The following is a 17,242-nucleotide window of genomic DNA, read 5'->3' as shown; positions in this document are numbered from 1 at the left end:
CGCAAGGCCATCTTCAACAAACCAGCATCATATTATCCGAAAAGGGGGTCCCTCTTCGACGCCGATCGGGGGTCCCTTTTGAACGCCGTTTGACAGCCTAAGGCCGCTTCGGCTTTGGTGCTCGTGGGAGCGGGGCCGACGCGCACCGAAGTCGTCATGAACTATCTAAGCGGACTCAAATACCGGCCGCTGGAGCGCAAATGAAGATCGTCGATGTCTGTGCCTTTTACACGCCGCACGGTGGCGGTGTGAAAACCTATATCGACCGCAAACTCGCGATCGGTGCAGCCCTGGGCCACGAAATCATTGTCATCGCGCCTGGCTCGCACGATCATGTCGAGCTGCGGAGCGGTGGTGGCCGGATTGTCTATGTCGCGAGCCCGCAGTTGATCGTCGATCGGCGTTACCGCTATTTCGACGACCCGTCGGCCGTTCACGCCCGGCTCGACACCGAGCGCCCCGATCTCGTCGAAGCCTCCTCTCCCTGGCGCACCGCCAATATCGTTGCCAACTGGCAAGGAAGCGCGCCGCGCTCGCTGATCATGCACGCCGATCCTATGGCGGCCTATGCCTATCGCTGGTTTGGCCGCTTTGGCAGCCGTGAAGCGATCGACAAGAGCTTCGACCTCTTCTGGCGCCATTTGCGCCGGCTCGGCGATCGTTTCGACTGCGTCGTCAGCGCCAATCGCCACCTCTCGTCGCGGCTGCAAGCGGGCGGAGTTGCCGGTGTGACGACGATTCCGATGGGAGTCGATCCCGGCCTCTTCTCGCCGGCGCATCGCGACGCCGGTCTTCGCTGCGACCTGCTCGCACGCTGCGCTCTTCCCGAGCGTGCGAGCCTGCTAATTGGCGTCGGCCGCCACAGCGCCGAAAAGCGCTGGCCGCTGGTCATCGATGCCTGCCTTGCGGCATCGCAGCATCGCCCGATCGGTCTCGCCCTCGTCGGCGACGGCCGCGATCGAGGGCGGATCGTGCGCCATATTGGGAATAATCCGCATGTTCATCTGCTTGCGCCCATCGCCGATCGCCTCCTGCTCGCGAAGCTCATGGCCAGTGCGGACGCCCTGATTCATGGGTGCGAGGCCGAGACTTTCGGTCTGGTGGCGGCTGAGGCGGCTGCGTCGGGATTGCCGCTGATCGTGCCCGATGCGGGCGGCGCTTCCGACTTCGTAGCCCTTGATAATGGCGAATTATATGCGGCAGGCGATGCGGGCGCCGCTGCCCGGGCAATCGGGCGGCTCCTGTCTCGCGACCGGACAAGGCTGATCGCCGCCGCCGCCCGGCGCGCTGCCGATGCCCCACTGATCGACGATCATTTCGGCGCGCTCTTCGACCTTTATGGCGATCTGGCGACGCCGCTGCGCTCGGCCGCCTGATGCCTACGATCGATCTCTATATTGCGCGGCGTATGGCGCGACCCTTCCTTGCCACCGGTGCGATCGTCATATTGCTGCTGAGCCTCGAAAATAGTCGGCGGTTGATGGACTTGCTCGACAATGTCGAACGGCCCGTCCCGGTTCTGATCAAGCTCATGGTCTATCTCGTTCCTGAGTATCTTGGCATCGGCCTCCTGATCTCGGTGTTCGTGGCCGTTGCTCTTGCCTTCCGCGGCTTCGCGATCAACGGCGAACTGGATATATTCGCGTCCATTGGTCTCTCGCCAGCTCGGTTGCTCCGGGTGCCGTTGCTCTTCGGGCTAGCGATTGCCTTGTTGCACGCCGGGCTGCGCGCCTATGTCGAACCGGCTGGGGAGCAGCGGCTCGATGCGCTAGGCGCCTCGATCGCGATCGGCGACCTCGGGCTGTCGGTTGCACCTGGCGAGTTTCTGAGTCCACGCGCCGAGACGGTTTTCCACGTCGACGCCGTCGATCGGCGGACGGGCAAATTTCGCGGTCTTTTCCTGCGCAATCACAATTTGACCGTCGCCGCGCGCGACGGCCGGGTCATCAACGGCGGACGCGGCGGCGTTCTGCTCCGTCTTGCCGATGGCCATGTCATTGCCAGCAAACCAGGCGGGCGTCTTGAGGTCGCCTCCTTCAAGACGATGGCGATGCCGGTCCAGCTGCTTGCGCCGAAGCCCGTCCGCGGGACTGCGCGCCACCGCAATGACCGGCTCATGCTGGGCGATCTGATAAACGTCGCGGCCGATGGCAGGACTTTGGGCGAACGCAGGGCAGCCCGCGCCGCAATCGGCGGTCGCTTCGTCACGGCGGCCTTCATTGTCCTGATCCCTTTTTACGGCTTTGCGCTCGGCATTCCGCCGAAGCGATCGACGTCGGCGCTCGGGCTGGGATGCGGGGTTCTGCTCATCGTCGGATTTGTCCAAGGGATCGTTGCGATCGAAGATAGCGCGCTGGCGCTGGCGCCGCTGATCCAACTCCTGATCCTGCTCGGATTTGCCATGGCGGCGTTTATATTGTTTCGCTTTCAACGCACCCAAGGTCCGGGAGCGATCGAAGCCGCGCTCGTGTCGGCGAGTCGTTCCGCACGCTATATTTCGCGCTGGACGTGGCTTGACCGCTTGATGATGCGTTTTCCGTCCGAGCGCGCGCAGATGTCTGCAACCGGCCGATGACGTCCGACGGTCCTCGGCTTCGCTCTTCGAATCCGGTCAAGCGATCGACAGGCAAGCCCGACGGCCACCGCTTCATTTGGTTGGCGTGTGCACCATTCTGGTGGAATTTGCTGCGCTTCGCCACGCGAAATGTCCGAGACTGATGCAAGGGTTTAGTTCCGCTGTGTCGCAGTCCTTGCCCGAAAGGCGCGATCGCGCGCGGCCGCCTGGCGCCAGTCATACACCGTCCATCCGCGCCGGAGGGCTAGGTCGAGCAATTTCTTGGACGGATTAACCGCTACCGCTTCGTCCGCCCATTCGAAGGTTGGAAGATCCGACAAATCGTCCGAAAAGAACCGAATATGGGCGTGGGCACGGTCGATCTCTTGCCCGGCAAGCCAATGCTCGAGCATGCGCCGCTTGTTTGCGCCGTAGCAATTCTCACCCGCGATCCGCGGCGTCAGCTGGCGACCGTGCCACATCGACGCGGTGCCCACGACATCGGCAACACCGAGCCGATCGGCGAGTGCCTCAAGATAGTAGAGATGCGCGGCCGAGGCGATGACGACCCGCCGCCCGGCGGCGCGCTCCGCCGCAATGCTGGCGATGGCGCCGACGTAAATATTGTTCGCCATGCTGCGCTCCGCATAGGCGGCTGCAAGGTCCGTCACGACGTCCAGATCGACCGCACGTCCGAGCATTAGCCGCTGCATGGCCTGCTTGAGTCGTTTGCGGGTCAGGAGCCGTGCCTTGTAAGCGCCCATGAGACAGACGACCAGCGGGGCGAAGGCGAGCCGCCACGGCGCGCGGCGCCGCGCGGCGAATAGCAGGAACGGCGACCATGTGCCGTGGATGGTGAGCGTCCGGTCGAGATCGAAGACCGAAAGCGGGCAGGATGATGTCATGGGCGGTGTCCTCCGCAATGTAGGACGCCACCCGATTTTTTTTCCGCACTTGCTGCGGGTTTCCCGGCACCGCGGCGTCGTTCCACCCATGCGGATCGGCTTTCTCTTCAACCACGACCAGATCCACCAGATGGCCCACAGCCTGCCAGTCGCGCTTGCCTTGGCGCGCGCGGGCACGGGCGCCGAGATCATCGTCGCTACCACCAACGATCTTCTCGCGCGTGAGGCCGTGCGATTGATGGGCGGAGCGGTGCCGCCGGGCATTCGTTTCGTTGCGCTGCGTCTGAATTCGGCAGCATCGCGGAGCGTAGATGCGCTGCTCGGGTCTCTAATCCCATCCGCCAAATTGCTTATCTACCGCGACAATATCGCCTTCTTTCGCTCGCTCGACTTCCTTGTCGTGACCGAGCGCACGTCGCTGATTCTCAAGACGCGCTACGGTTTGTCATCGCTGCGCATGGTTCTGACCGACCATGGCGCCGGAGATCGGGCAATCGGCTTTGGCAAGTCCGCAGCGTTGTTCGACCATATATTGGCAGCAGGCCCGAAAATCTGTGATCGCCTCACCGGCGAGGCGGGCGTCCTCCCGGAACGGCTGACGATCACCGGCTATCCCAAATTCGATATCGCCGAAGGGAAGGAGCGGCCGATCAAGTTTCGCGGCAGCAATCGGCCTATCGTCCTCTATAATCCGCACGTCTCGCCACATCTTTCGTCCTGGTACAAACAAGGCCGGGCGGTGCTGGACTATTTCCTCGCCAGCGATCGCTACAATCTCATTTTCGCGCCGCATATCATGATGTTCGAACGGCGGATGGCGGTTACGATCGACAAGCTGCGGTTCGGTTTGCCGGGAAGGCTGCACGCTCGCTATGCGGCGGCGGCGAATATTCATATCGATCTTGGCAGTACAGCGTTGACCGACATGAGCTACACGAACGGGGCGGACATCTATCTCGGCGACGTGAGCAGTCAGATTTATGAGTTTCTCAAAACGCCGCGGCCCTGCCTCTTTATCAACTGTCACGGCTTTGACGCTGACCATGATCCAAATTTCGCACACTGGCAGGCCGGGCCGGTGATCTCGGACGCTCGCGATCTCGATCGCGGCCTGGAAGAAGCCGTGAGCGATCACCCGGCACGCTATAGCGCGGTGCAACGGCGGCTTTTCGACCATACCTTCGACCTCACCGCCGAGCCATCGTCGGTGCGCGCCGCTCGCGCAATCGCTTCATTTGCGCGCGTTCGGGAAATTGAAAGCCGATCTATCGATGCCGGCCTTGCGCACTGACGCGGCGGAAAAGTCGCCGGGACCGGTCCGCCGCATCTACCAGAATCTTGGTCTGCTGCTTGGCGGCAAAGCAGCAGCGGGGCTGATCAGTCTCGTCTACGTGGTCGCCGCAGCCCGGATCCTCGGTCCCGAACAATATGGCGTTCTTGTCCTTGTGAACTATTTTGCGATGCTGGTGGGCGGGTTGGTCGCATTTCCCGGCTGGCACGCGATCGTCCGTTATGGCGTCCAGCCGGCTCAAAATGACCATGCGAAGCTTATACGGTTGCTGCGCTTTGTCGGCGCGATCGAGCTTTTGGCGGGACTGGTTGCGGTGATCGTCGCGGCACTCGCCGTCCCGATCGTCGGACCGCTCCTCGGGTGGTCGGCGGACGCGCAGGCATTGGCCATACCCTATTGCTTCGCGGTTCTCGCGACCGTGCGCGCGACCCCTGGCGGGTATCTCCAGATTTTGCGGCGTTTCGACCTGCTTGCGCTCCACAATGTCGTGACTCCGATCATGCGATTGCTTGGTACATTCGTGGTTATCGTCTTCGATCTGGGGCTTACGGCATTTCTGGTCGCATGGCTTGTTGCGGCGCTCGTTGAGGGCGTGTCCCTGTGGATCGCGGCGATCTACCTCGCGCGCCGCCACATGCTCGACCAGCCGCTGCTCGGAGCGGTCGCGGACGCACGGCGCGAGCATGAGGGGCTCGGCCGCTTCATGCTGACCGCCAACGCCGACATCATGCTCGGCGACCTGACGGGTCGGCTTACCCCGCTGATCGTCGGTGCGATGCTCGGCCCGGCTGCGGCGGGTCTTTATTCGATCGCGCACCGGGCAACGATCGTCATTTCCCAGCCCGCGCAGATATTGGGCCAGGCGGCCTATGCCGAGCTCGCTCGTCTGGCTGCCGCCGACGGCGCGAAAACGGCCATTCGTCATGCGCTCGCGCGCTGCGTCGGCATTGCGCTCGCGACGGCGCTGCCTTTGGTCGTCATCCTGGCGTTTTTCTCGCACGAGATTGCGGTGCTGATCGGCGGACCGGCCTTTGCCGGGGCTGCGGCGGTCATGATCTGGCTGACGCTGGCCAAGGTCTTGGCGATGGCTGGCCCTCCGACGAGCGCCGCGCTGATCGCATTGGGGCACCCAGGCTTGTCGGTGGCAGGAAATCTGGTTGCCGGGTTAGGCCTCTTGCCCCTGTTGCCCTTATTCACCAATTCTGCCGGACTGGCGGGCGCCGGCTATCTCGCAATACTGCAGGCCGTGGTCGCAGCGGGCCTGCTGGGTCTTGCGTTATGGCGGGTCACCGCCTCCCACTCCGCATGATGCCGTTGCTCGCCGCAAGTTCGAGGCGGAGGCACACTCCTTTCCTATTTCGCCGAGATCGGACAGACGCTAAACCCTGCCGTGAGAGCGAGAACGGAAGAGCGCCCCACCCGATGACCAAAGCCTCTGGGCTAGAAGCGATATTCCTGGCCAATCGGCCCGCTTTGTCGCGCTATCTGCGCGTTCGCCTTCGCGGTGACGGCGATGGTGAGGATATATTGCAGGACCTGTGGCTAAAGCTTGCGGATATCGACGCGAGCTTAATTGCCGAACCCCTCGCTTATCTTTATCGGACCGCCGAAAATCTGGTGCTGGACCGCCGTCGTTCGGCACAGCGCCGCACCGCGCGCGAGCAGGAGTGGACGAAGGGCCACATCGAGGGGAGCATCGCATCCCCCCGCGACGCCCAGCCATCGGCCGATCGCCTGCTGGTCGCTCGAGACCAGCTTCGGCGCGTCGACGCGGTCCTCGACACATTGCCCGAACGCACGGCCTTCGCTTTTCGCGCGGTGCGGATCGATGGGGTCCCGCAAAAGCAGATTGCCGCTGAAATGGGGATCAGCCTCAGTGCAGTCGAAAAGCATCTGCAAAGGGGGTATCGGGCGGTCCTGGAACTCAAGCAGCAATTGGATGTGGATATCGACGCGCCGCGACGTCAATGGGCCGAAGGAATTGATGATGGCGTCCGGTAGCATCGTTGACGAGGCCATTGCATGGCATGTGCGGTTGCAGGATCCTGCCGCGGATGGGGAATCGTGGGCCGAGTTCACGGCATGGATGGAAGCTGATCCCGCCCATGCCGAAGCCTATGACATCGTCGCTCTCGCCGACGACAGTCTTTCAGACGAACTGGCCGAAACCGGGCCGCTGGTTGCCGACGCACCACTCGCAACCAATGATAATGAACCGGGTGCCCGTCCCTGGTATCGCCGCACCGCCTTTCTTTCGATCGCGGCCAGCCTCGTTCTCGCGCTGTCCCTCTCGCCGATGCTGTTCCGGTCCCCGGGAACGGAAATGATTGCGACCCAGCCGGGTCAAACCCGCGAAATTGCGCTAGCCGACGGATCGAAAATCGCTCTCAATGGCGGCACGACGATCGCACTCGACCGCGAGGCGGAACGCTTCGCCCGCGTAGAAAGCGGCGAGGTGATCTTCATGATCAAGCATGACAGCGCGCGTCCGTTTATCGTCGAGACGGAGGACGGGACGCTTCGCGATGTCGGGACGATCTTCAACGTGCGGCAATCCGTCGACGGCCTCGAAGTCGCGGTGTCTGAAGGTAGCGTGCAATACCAGCCGAATGCCGAGGCGGTGACGCTCACGGCGGGCAAGCAGCTCCGCGTCAAGCGTGGAACCTCGAAAGCCGTCGTCTCGGCAATCGATCCGGCCACGGTGGGAGGATGGCAACGGGGCAGGCTCAGCTATCGCGATGCGCCGCTCGCCACCATCGCTCTCGATTTGTCGCGGTCGCTCGGTACGCCGGTGACCGTATCGCCTGACCTTGCGAGCCGCCGCTTTTCTGGTGTTATCCGCATCGACCGAGATGAAGCGCGACTCTTCCGGCAACTCGAATCCTTGCTTGGCGTCCGTGCGCGGCATAGTGCCAAAGGATGGCAATTGACGCGCTGATCCGGTGACCTGGGGCTATTTTCTTCCTGCTGCGGCGGTGGCCATTTGGTCTGCGAGTCCGGCTTCAGCCGCGGAAAGCCGGCAATTCGATATTCCGGCCCAGCGCCTCGACAATGCTTTGATCACGCTCGGCAACGCGGCGCAAATCTCGATCGGAGGGATTGACCAGCGCCTTGCCGGCGCGCGCAGCAAGGCCGTTCGCGGGCGGATGACGATTGCGCAGGCGCTGACTATGATGCTGCGCGGCACCGGCTTCACCTATCAGATCGTCGATTCGCAGACGGTGCGCATCATCGCAATCCCGCCGCGCGCGAAGCCCAAGCCGGCAGCGCGGCGACCCGCATTGCCCGAATCTCCGCGGCCCGAAGCGGCTGCACCTCCGCCTGCGGAAATCGTTGTTACCGCCACCAAGCAAGGTCAGGCGCTCGACAGCTATCCCGGCACCGCGCACATTGAATCCGTCGGCAGCGCCGGCCTTGGCGAAAGCCAGGGCACTGCGGCTTTCGTTGCCCGGATCCCTACGCTTACCTCGACAAATCTTGGACCCGGCCGCAACAAATTATTCGTGCGCGGCATCGCCGACAGCAGTTTTTCGGGGCCGACCCAATCGACCGTGGGTCTCTATCTCGGCGATCTGCGTCTCACCTATAATGCTCCCGAGCCGGACCTCCGCCTTTATGACATCGACCGCATCGAAGTGATCGAAGGGCCACAAGGCACTCTTTATGGCGCTGGCGCACTCGGCGGCATCGTCCGGATCATTCCCAAAATGGCGGACAATGGCGGGCTTCATGCCTCGGCGACCGCCGGGCGTTCGATCACGCGCGATGCCGGCCCGGGCTATGATCTGGGCGGAATGGTCAACATACCGATTATGCGCGATCGGGTCGCTCTGCGGGTGGTAGGCTACAAGCAGGTCGAAGGCGGCTATATCAACAATGCGACGCTGGGTGCGAGCAATACCAATCGGACGCGCATCGATGGTGCGCGCGCAAACCTGCGTATCGAACCTGGCGATGCCTGGACGATCGACTTTAACGCGCTGCTTCAGAATATCGACACGCGCGATGGCCAATATGCCGAGACCGATCAACCGATCCGAACCCATGCGGCCAATATCGCCCAGCCACATGACAATGATTTCAAGGCAGCCAGCCTGGAAATCGCCAAGGACTGGGGTGATGTCAAACTCATCTCATCTACGGGGATCGTCGATCACGACCTGTCGGAGACTTTCGACGCGACGGGTTATGGCGGCAATGCGCAAGTCCAGGTCTTCGAAGGGCATGAGGCCATCCGCCTTCTGACCCATGAGACACGCCTTTCGCGCAGCGGTTCGGCGGGTGACAGCTGGGTCGCGGGCATAGGTTTCGTGCACAACATCGATCGTATCGATCGCCGTCTCGGTGCGCTGGACGCACCCGTCACACTGGCACGGCTGCGAAATGAGAAGACCGAGGTCGCCGTCTTTGGCGAGGCGACCCAGCGTATCGCCCCCCGACTGTCAGGAACAGTGGGCGTAAGGTTGGTGTTCGCCGAGACGGTCGGTGAATTGATGGGCGGTTCGGGCGAGGAGTTCGAGCCGAAACGTCGGCAGGTCCGCTTGCTTCCGACCGCCGCTTTGTCTTGGAGACTCGCTCCCCAACTGCTTACCTTCCTGCGCTATCAGAGTGGATTTCGCAGCGGTGGCATCGCCATTACCGACGGTCAGGCGAACGCGGCTCAGCGGTTCGAGTCCGATACCATTCACACAGCCGAACTAGGCGTCAGGCTTGGTCGCGAAGACGATAGGTCGAGCTCCCGTTTTTCGGGCGGTATCACGACGTTCTACTCGATCTGGAACGACATCCAGGCCGACCTGATCGGTGCGGACGGTTTGCCTTTCACCGACAATATCGGCCGCGGCACCGTCTATGGAGCCGAAATCAACACACGCTGGCATATATCCGACGAGCTATTTGTCGATGGCGCCTTGTTCGTGATCCGCAGCGCACTGAGTAACCCCGCCGAGGGATTCGACGAAGCCGACGAACGGCCGCTCCCCAATATCGCCAGAACCGGCGCCCGACTTACCGCGGCATGGGAAAGACCGCTGTCCGACGGTCTAAGCTTCAAGCTCAACGGAACCGCGAGGCTGATCGGCGGATCGAGCCTCGGGACGACTGCGCCGCTAATCCTCGAGCATGGCGAAACGACCCAGGTCGATCTCTCGGCGTCGCTCGGGTCAAAAGATTGGATGCTGACGATCGATGCCACCAACCTCCTGAACATAAGCGGAAACAGCTTTTCCTACGGCAATCCGTTCACCGTCGCTGAAGGCAAGCAGATAACACCGTTGCGGCCACGGACGTTCCGGATAGGGGTTCGTATAGGCTTTTGATAAGCAGGAATATTGGGCGGCTCCAATCGGCGATCGTTTCCATATGAGAGGGTGGACTATGTCTGAAGTTACAACGAAACACCCGCGGTCGGCTGTGACGAAGATTCTGCACTGGTTGGCGGCGCTGGCTATCATCGCGCAATTGGGATTGAGCCTCGTGATGCAAAGCCCGTCGCGTAACCGGCCGGGAGACAGCTTCTTCGAAATCCATGAAAAGGTCGGCATCGCCGCAACCGCGATCCTCGTCGCTTTCTGGATTTGGAGCATTATTCGCTCCGGCGAAACGCGCTTGGTCGCCTTTTTCCCTTGGTTTTCCTCGAAGCACCTCCGCCTGGTTGCAACAGATGCCAAAAGGCTTTTCGCGCCGCTTGAGCCTGGAAGTACCGAACGGCCGTTTGCCAGCGCCATTCATGGTCTGGGCCTTGTCATCGCGACGGTAATGGCGCTGAGTGGCGTTGTTGGCTATTTCGTCGCACCGGCCAAGCCGCTTCTGGAAGTTCACGAAACAGTAGCCCCGTTGATGTGGGCTTATCTCGTCGGGCATGTCGCCGTCTCACTTCTGCACGAGTTGCGCGGCGAACGGATCATCGGGGCCATGCTGTCCCTGTCAGCACGAAAATAGGACGAGTTTCAGTGTGCGGGATTGGCGACTGAATGCCGCCATCGCGAAAGCTGCCTCAAGTCTATGGTCGCGACTTTTGCTGACGGTGATCCTGAGCGAGCTCTTATCGAACGCCACCGTCGCGGTACTGGTTACACCGCTTGCGGTCGCGCTCGCCGACAGCCTGGGGGTAGTCCGCGGTCATTCCTTGTCATGGTTGTGATGGCGGCAAGCGCCGTGTTCGCGACGCCGTTCGGCTATCCGACGAAGGTGATCGCCTATTAGATGGGCGGTTACCGCTATCTCGACGTTGTCCGCATCGGTCTGCGGCTCAATATGATCACTTTCGTTGTGGCGATCGCCCGCCATCCTCGTCGTGTTTCTATTCTGACGCCGCCATGCCAGGAAATTGCGCTGCGAGCAGATGCGCGGGGCCGCGCTTGACTTGCTATTCTCGCACGGTCGCGACTACCAACCTCACCGGCGCCAATTGCTTTCGTGCCTGGCTCTAGGCAGGCAATCCCCGCAGGAATTCCGGGCCTTATTGTCGGCTTGGCCAGTTTGGGTGCAGTTCGTCCACGACAAAGGCATGCGTCGCGGCGCCCTCCGGATGGCCTTCCTCGAGATGCGGGTGAGCGTCCGGAAGGTCGTCATGGCTGTGCGCGATCACCTCGGGGTCTTCGCGGGGCCAGATGCCGATCGCAAGCAGCGTGCCGATAAGCGCGAGCGACGCGCTGGCGCCGAGCGCTGCGTCCATGCCGGCACGCGCACCGACTTGGCCCGCGAGTGGATAGGCGATGAGCCAGCAGACATGGCTGAGCGCGAATTGCGCCGCGAACAGCGCGGGGCGATCGTCGGCCCCCGAGGAACGCCGCAGCAGCCGTCCGCCCGGTGTGATGCTCGCCGCGTAGCTGAGGCCGAGCGCGAACCAGCCGGCGAGGATGATGGGCCAATGGCTGGTCTCGTCGGTGAGCGACCAGGCGATGGCGAGGATCGCGAGCACCATCGTCATGAAGAGCGCCGCCGTAATCATGATGCTGCGGTCGGCGATGCGGTCGAGCAGGCGGGGAAGGAGGAGCGCCGCGATCATCGAGCCGCCGCCGAAAGCGGCGAGGGTGATCGCGACCTCGCTTTGCCCGAGGCCGAGCGCTCCGCGAACGAGCACTGGCGTGTTGACGATGACCATCGCGCTTGCGGCGGCGGCGGCGAGGGTGACGGCAAGAAGGCCGCGCAGGCGCGGCGTCTTCAGATATCGGCGGGTGCCGCGCGTCGTCTTGTCGTAGATGCCGCCGGTCTCCGCCGTGGCTCCGGTGCGCGGCAAGGTCACCGACAGCACGAGCAGCGCCGAAGCCGCAAAACCGGCCGCAGTGCCCGAGAAGAGCCAGTGAAAGTTCATGATGCCGAGCAGCGCCGCGGCGAGTACCGGGCTCGCGAGGCTCTCCATGTCATAGGCGAGGCGCGAGAGCGACAGCGCCTTGGTGTAGTCCTTCTCCTCGGGGAGGACGTCGGGGATCGTCGCCTGGAAGGTCGGCGTGAACCCGGCCGATGCCGACTGGAGAATGAAGATGAGCAGGTAGATCTGCCATACCTGGTCGACGAAAGGGAGGGTGAGGGCGACGAGGCCGCGGATCACGTCCATCGAGACCAGGAAGACCTTGCGCGGCAGCCGGTTCGCATAGGCGCCGACGACCGGCGCAACGCCGATATAGGCGATCATCTTGATCGCCATCGCCGTGCCGAGCACCGCGCCGGCATCGGCGCCCGCGATCTCGTAGGCGAGGAGGCCAAGCGCAACGGTCGCGAGCCCGGTCCCGACGAGCGCGATGATCTGCGCGAGGAAGAGGTGACGATAGGTGCGGTTCGCAAGCACGTCGAGCATGGGGATAGTCCTCGCTGAAGCCTCCGGCCAGTCGCGTCGGCCGGAGGTTCGGTGCCGCGTCAGGCGACGCGGCGGATGTCTGTATAGGCGCCTTTGGTGCGCAGCGTAATCGTCACGGGCGCGCCCGAGCGGTTGCGCCAGAACCAGCCATGCTTGCCGTCGAAGGCCGCGACAAGTTCGCCTTTTTCTCCGGTCGATTGCTTGCCCTTGCCATAGCCATGATAGTCGACGCCCGGCGCGTCGGCGTGGGTGTCGAAATTGACGTGGCCGCCCGCGACCGTCCAGTCGAAGGCGATCTTCGCATCCTTCGCCATCACGGCCTTGACCTCGGCGCCTTCGCCGGGCGCGAGCGTGAGCTTCGTGACGTCGGATCGCTGGTCGGCGCTCGTCGTTGGCGGCGATGCTTCTTTTCTGGCCCCCTCGGCGATGGCGATAGCGGCGGGGACGGCGGCTCCGTTCGCGGCGTCGCGCGCGGCCTCCTCGGCGAGCTGCGCCTTGACTTCGCCCATCTCGGTGAGGCCGAGCTGGCGGCCGATGCCGGTCGGGTCGATCGCATATTCGCTGGGCAGGACGATGGCGACGAGGATCGCGCCGGCCGCGGCGATCGCAAGGCCGGTGGCGCGGAGAAGCTGGCCCGTGGTCGGCAGGTCTTCGAGGCGGGGCTTCTGACTGTTGAACATGAGAGATTTCCTTTGAATCAGCTGAAGGCGAGGCCGACGAGCTGGTAGCCGGTGAGCACGAAGCCCGCGGTCATCAGCATCACATTGACGGCGAAGGCGTGGCGCATGAAGCTGGGGGTGCGGCGCCAGAAGCCCATGAGGATGAGGATCGTGCCGAGCGCGAGCAACTGCCCGATCTCGACCCCGATGTTGAACGCAAGCAGGTTGGGGATGAGGCCCTCGTTCGCGATCTCGAACTCGATGATTTTCGTCGCGAGGCCGAAGCCGTGGAAGAAGCCGAAGATCAAGGTGGCGGCCTTGGTGTCCGGCTGGAAGCCGAGCCAGCGCTGGAAGGCGCCGAGATTGTCGAGCGCCTTGTAGACGACCGACAGGCCGATGATCGCGTCGATGACATAGGCGTTGGCGCTGATACCGGTGAGCACGCCGAACAGCATCGTCGTCGAGTGTCCGATCGCGAACAGCGTCACATAAAGGCCGATGTCCTTCATCCGGTAGAGGAAGAAGATGACGCCGAAAAGGAAGAGCAGATGGTCGTAGCCGGTGACCATATGCTTGGCGCCGAGATAGACGAAGGGCCAGAAGAGGACGCCGCTGCTTTCCTGGATATAGCCCTTGTCGCCCTCGGCGACATTGTGGGCCCAGGCGTCGGCGCCGGCGGCGAGGACAAGAAGAATCAGGCTCAGGGCGAGCAGGAGCCTTCGGGTGGTCGCGCCTGGTGGAGCGATGATGCGCGTGAACATGCGGATGGTCTCCATGAATAGGAAGAGGCCCCGCGCGCGATCGCGCGCGGGGCTTGAGGGTCAGGCAGGTAAGGCTTCGGGGTGCTCCGCCGGCGGCGGCGCATCCTTCTTCGCCATGCGACCGTGGACCATGCGGTAGAGCGCCGGAAGCACGAGCAGGGTCAGGATAGTCGAGGAGACGATCCCGCCGATCACCACCGTCGCCAGAGGCCGCTGCACTTCTGCGCCAGCCCCGACGTTGAACGCCATCGGCACGAAGCCGAGGCTCGCAACGAGCGCGGTCATCAGCACCGGACGCAGGCGGGTAAGCGCGCCTTCGCGGATTGCGTCTTCGAGATTTGCGCCGCTTTCGCGAAGCTGGCGGATGAAGCTCAGCATCACCACTCCGTTCAGCACTGCGACGCCCGAAAGTGCGATGAAGCCCACGCCGGCCGAGATCGACAGCGGCATGCCGCGGATGAGGAGCGCCGCGACGCCCCCGGTGAGCGCCAGCGGCACTCCCGAGAAGACGATCGCCGCGTCCTTGCCCGAGCGGAACAGCGCATAGAGCAGGCCGAAGATCATCAGGAGCGCCGCGGGCACTACAATCTGGAGCCGCTTTGCCGCCGAGATGAGCTGCTCGAACGTGCCGCCATAGCTGATCCAGTAGCCCGAAGGCACTTCGACCTCGGCCCCGACCTTGGTCTGCAACTCCTCGATGAAGGAGCCAAGATCGCGGCCGCGGACATTGGCGGTCACCACGACGCGGCGCTTGCCATCCTCGCGGCTGATCTGGTTGGGGCCGATCACGACCTCGACCTTGGCGACGTCCGCCAGCGGCACGAACCCGCGCAGCCCTGCATCGGGGGCCGCGCCCATCGTCACATCCGCCGACGAGCCGATGGCGGGAAGCGGGATGCGCAGGCGGCCGATCTCGTCGACGCGCTCGCGCACATTCTCGGGCAGACGAACGATGATCGGGAAGCGGCGGTCGCCCTCGAAGATCTGCCCGGCCTGAACGCCGCCGATCGACACCGCGACCGTGTCCTGGATGTCGCCGACGTTGAGCCCGAAGCGCGCCAGCGCCGCGCGGTCGGGCGTGATTTGCAGCACCGGCAGGCCGGTGACCTGCTCGACGCTGACATCCTGCGCGCCCTCGATACTTGCGGCGACGCCTTCGATCTGCTGCCCCACCTCAAGGAGCGTATCGAGATCGTCGCCGAATATCTTGACCGCGACATCGGCGCGAACCCCCGACAGAAGCTCGTTGAAGCGCATCTGGATCGGCTGGGTGAACTCGTAATTATTGCCGGGAATCTTCGCGACCGCGGCCTGCATCTCGCGAACGAGCTCGGCCTTGGGCTTTCGAGGATCGGGCCAGTCCTTTCGGTCCTTCATGATGATGAAGGTATCGGCGACCGACGGCGGCATCGGATCGGTCGCGACTTCCGCCGTCCCGATCTTGGCCACCACCCGGTCGACTTCGGGGAACTGCTTGATTCGCGCTTCGAGGGCGGTCTGCATGCTGACTGCCTGGCTGAGGCTGGTTCCCGGGATGCGAAGCGCGTGGAGCGCGATATCACCCTCGTCGAGATTGGGTACGAATTCCGATCCCATGCGGCTCGCCGCAATGCCCGAGATGAGCACGAGCCCTACGGCTGTCGCGACGAAGGTTGCACGAAGTTTCATCGCCTTATCGAGCGCGGGGGCATAAATGCGCCGCGCCCAGCCCATCAGCCGGCTTTCCTTCTCCTCGACCTTGCCGGTGACGAACAGTGCGACCGCTGCGGGTACGAAGGTGAGCGAAAGGATCAGCGCCGCGGTCAACGCCATCACGACGGTGATCGCCATCGGGTGGAACATCTTGCCCTCAACGCCGGTGAGCGCAAAGATCGGCACATAGACAAGCGCGATGATCAGCATACCGAACAGCGACGGACGGATGACTTCCGACGTCGCCGAGGCTGCGAGCTTGAAGCGTTCGTTCCGGTCGAGCAGGCGTCCGAGCTGGTGCTGCGCTTCGCCGAAGCGCCTGAGGCAATTCTCGACGATGATGACGGCGCCATCGACGATCAGGCCGAAGTCGAGCGCGCCGAGGCTCATCAGATTGCCCGATATGCCGCCGCGCACCATGCCGGTGATCGTCATCAACATGGTGATCGGGATGACCGCCGCGGTGATCAACGCTGCTCTTACGTTGCCGAGGAGCAGGAAGAGGATGACAATGACAAGCAACGCGCCTTCAAGAAGATTCTTCTCGACGGTCCAGATCGCCCGTTCGACGAGATCGGTGCGGTCGTAGATCGCCACGGCCTTGACGCCGGCAGGTAGGGCCTTGGCGGCTTGTTCGAGCCGTTCGGCTGCTGCCCGTGCGACGATACGGCTGTTCTCTCCCGCGAGCATGAAGACGGTGCCGAGCACGACCTCCTTGCCATTCTCGGTCGCGGCGCCCGTGCGGAGCTCCTCGCCGAGGCTGATGTCGGCGACGTCGGCGACGCGGATCGGGATCCCGCTCCGGTTGCTGACGATGACCGTGCCGAGCTCGTCGGTGCCTGCCGCCTGACCTGGGGTGCGGACGAGATATTGCTCGCCATAACGCTCGACATAGCCCGCCCCGCGATTGTCGTTGTTGCGCTCCAGGGCGCGAACGACGTCGTCGAGGGTAAGACCATAGGCCGAGAGCCGCGCCGGGATCGGGGTCACATGATATTGGCGTTCATAGCCGCCGATACTGTTGACCTCGGTCACGCCCGGCGTGCTGCGAAGCTGCGGCCGGATGACCCAGTCTTGCAGCGTGCGCAGATCTTCGGGCGTATAGGCGCTGCCGTCGGGTTTCTTCGCCCCCGGATCGGCCTCGAGCGTATACATGAAGATCTCGCCGAGCCCGGTCGCGATCGGCCCCATCTCGGGCGCGACGCCCGGCGGAAGCTGTTCGCGCGCCGATTGCAGCCGCTCGTTAATCAGCTGGCGCGCGAAATAGATGCTCGTGCCATCTTCGAAGACCGCCGTGACCTGACTGAGGCCGTAACGAGACACCGATCTTGTGTATTGCAGCCCAGGCAGGCCGGCGATCGCCGTCTCGACGGGGAAGGTAACGCGCTGCTCGGCTTCGAGCGGCGAGAATCCGGGGGCCTCGCTGTTGATCTGGACCTGGACGTTGGTGATGTCGGGAGTGGCGTCGATTGGCAGCCGCTGGAAGCTCCAGACGCCGATGGCGCAAAGGAGCAGGACGGCCGAGAGGACGGCCCAGCGGAAGCGGATCGCACCGGCGATGAGCCGTTCCAGCAAATGGGCT

General features: G+C 63.4%; 13 protein-coding genes and 1 pseudogene. 9 read left to right on the top strand and 5 right to left on the bottom strand.

Features of this window, described 5'->3' with window-relative positions:
- Window positions 1–200 precede the first annotated feature (200 nt).
- Together J2X38_RS18435 and J2X38_RS18430 are read left to right on the top strand one after the other, a co-directional pair.
- Window positions 201–1,376 (top strand): glycosyltransferase, encoded by a 1,176-nt coding sequence (locus J2X38_RS18435; protein ID WP_286748895.1) that lies wholly within the window; start codon window positions 201–203, stop codon window positions 1,374–1,376.
- Window positions 1,376–2,575 (top strand): LptF/LptG family permease, encoded by a 1,200-nt coding sequence (locus J2X38_RS18430; protein WP_286748893.1) that lies wholly within the window; start codon window positions 1,376–1,378, stop codon window positions 2,573–2,575. Before J2X38_RS18435 ends, J2X38_RS18430 begins: the two co-directional genes overlap by 1 nt.
- Before the next feature lie 152 nt (window positions 2,576–2,727).
- Here the strand turns inward: J2X38_RS18430 and J2X38_RS18425 are convergent, their stop codons facing one another.
- Window positions 2,728–3,459, bottom strand: coding sequence for an HAD family phosphatase (locus J2X38_RS18425; RefSeq protein WP_310256086.1), 732 nt, complete (start codon window positions 3,457–3,459; stop codon window positions 2,728–2,730).
- Between J2X38_RS18425 and J2X38_RS18420 the strand changes: the two genes are divergently transcribed.
- From J2X38_RS18420 to J2X38_RS18390, 7 genes and pseudogenes are all read left to right on the top strand, one after another.
- The gene (locus tag J2X38_RS18420; protein WP_310256084.1) at window positions 3,458–4,750 is read left to right on the top strand and encodes a hypothetical protein; all 1,293 of its coding nucleotides are present in this window, start codon (window positions 3,458–3,460) and stop codon (window positions 4,748–4,750) included. The two genes, J2X38_RS18425 and J2X38_RS18420, sit on opposite strands and share 2 nt — an antisense overlap.
- Window positions 4,740–6,059 carry a lipopolysaccharide biosynthesis protein gene (locus J2X38_RS18415; RefSeq protein ID WP_310256083.1) on the top strand — a complete coding sequence of 440 codons (1,320 nt, stop codon included), beginning with the start codon at window positions 4,740–4,742 and terminating at the stop codon, window positions 6,057–6,059. Before J2X38_RS18420 ends, J2X38_RS18415 begins: the two co-directional genes overlap by 11 nt.
- 113 nt (window positions 6,060–6,172) lie before the next feature.
- Window positions 6,173–6,751 (top strand): RNA polymerase sigma factor, encoded by a 579-nt coding sequence (locus tag J2X38_RS18410; protein ID WP_286748888.1) that lies wholly within the window; start codon window positions 6,173–6,175, stop codon window positions 6,749–6,751.
- The gene (locus tag J2X38_RS18405; protein ID WP_286748886.1) at window positions 6,690–7,688 is read left to right on the top strand and encodes a FecR domain-containing protein; all 999 of its coding nucleotides are present in this window, start codon (window positions 6,690–6,692) and stop codon (window positions 7,686–7,688) included. The genes J2X38_RS18410 and J2X38_RS18405 overlap by 62 nt, the downstream gene beginning before the upstream one ends.
- A 4-nt stretch (window positions 7,689–7,692) precedes the next feature.
- The gene (locus tag J2X38_RS18400) at window positions 7,693–10,068 is read left to right on the top strand and encodes a TonB-dependent receptor (protein WP_286748884.1); all 2,376 of its coding nucleotides are present in this window, start codon (window positions 7,693–7,695) and stop codon (window positions 10,066–10,068) included.
- Window positions 10,069–10,162: 94 nt separating this feature from the next.
- Window positions 10,163–10,690: a cytochrome b/b6 domain-containing protein gene (locus tag J2X38_RS18395; RefSeq protein ID WP_286748883.1), complete on the top strand. Its 528-nt coding sequence runs from the start codon at window positions 10,163–10,165 to the stop codon at window positions 10,688–10,690.
- 76 nt (window positions 10,691–10,766) lie between these two features.
- A pseudogene (locus J2X38_RS18390) lies at window positions 10,767–11,113 on the top strand (SLC13 family permease); the annotation flags it as partial.
- A gap of 97 nt (window positions 11,114–11,210) precedes the next feature.
- On the opposite strand, the gene J2X38_RS18385 reads toward J2X38_RS18390, so the two are convergent.
- The 4 genes from J2X38_RS18385 to J2X38_RS18370 are packed head-to-tail and all read right to left on the bottom strand — an operon-like array spanning window position 11,211 to window position 17,235.
- A complete protein-coding gene (locus J2X38_RS18385; RefSeq protein ID WP_286748882.1) occupies window positions 11,211–12,548 on the bottom strand; it encodes an MFS transporter in 1,338 nt (445 codons plus the stop codon).
- 59 nt (window positions 12,549–12,607) lie between these two features.
- On the bottom strand, window positions 12,608–13,228 hold the full coding sequence (locus J2X38_RS18380) for a transmembrane anchor protein (RefSeq protein ID WP_286748879.1): 621 nt from the start codon (window positions 13,226–13,228) through the stop codon (window positions 12,608–12,610).
- A gap of 17 nt (window positions 13,229–13,245) precedes the next feature.
- Window positions 13,246–13,968: a HupE/UreJ family protein gene (locus J2X38_RS18375; protein ID WP_286748877.1), complete on the bottom strand. Its 723-nt coding sequence runs from the start codon at window positions 13,966–13,968 to the stop codon at window positions 13,246–13,248.
- Between the two features lie 60 nt (window positions 13,969–14,028).
- Complete coding sequence (locus tag J2X38_RS18370; protein ID WP_405053474.1) at window positions 14,029–17,235, bottom strand: efflux RND transporter permease subunit; 3,207 nt, start codon at window positions 17,233–17,235, stop codon at window positions 14,029–14,031.
- Window positions 17,236–17,242: the final 7 nt, after the last annotated feature.

The organism is Sphingopyxis sp. BE235 (genome assembly GCF_031457175.1).
Taxonomy (GTDB): Bacteria; Pseudomonadota; Alphaproteobacteria; order Sphingomonadales; family Sphingomonadaceae; genus Sphingopyxis.
The sequence above is the reverse complement of the archived record's forward strand: the minus strand, read 5'-3'. Positions and strand labels throughout refer to the sequence as shown.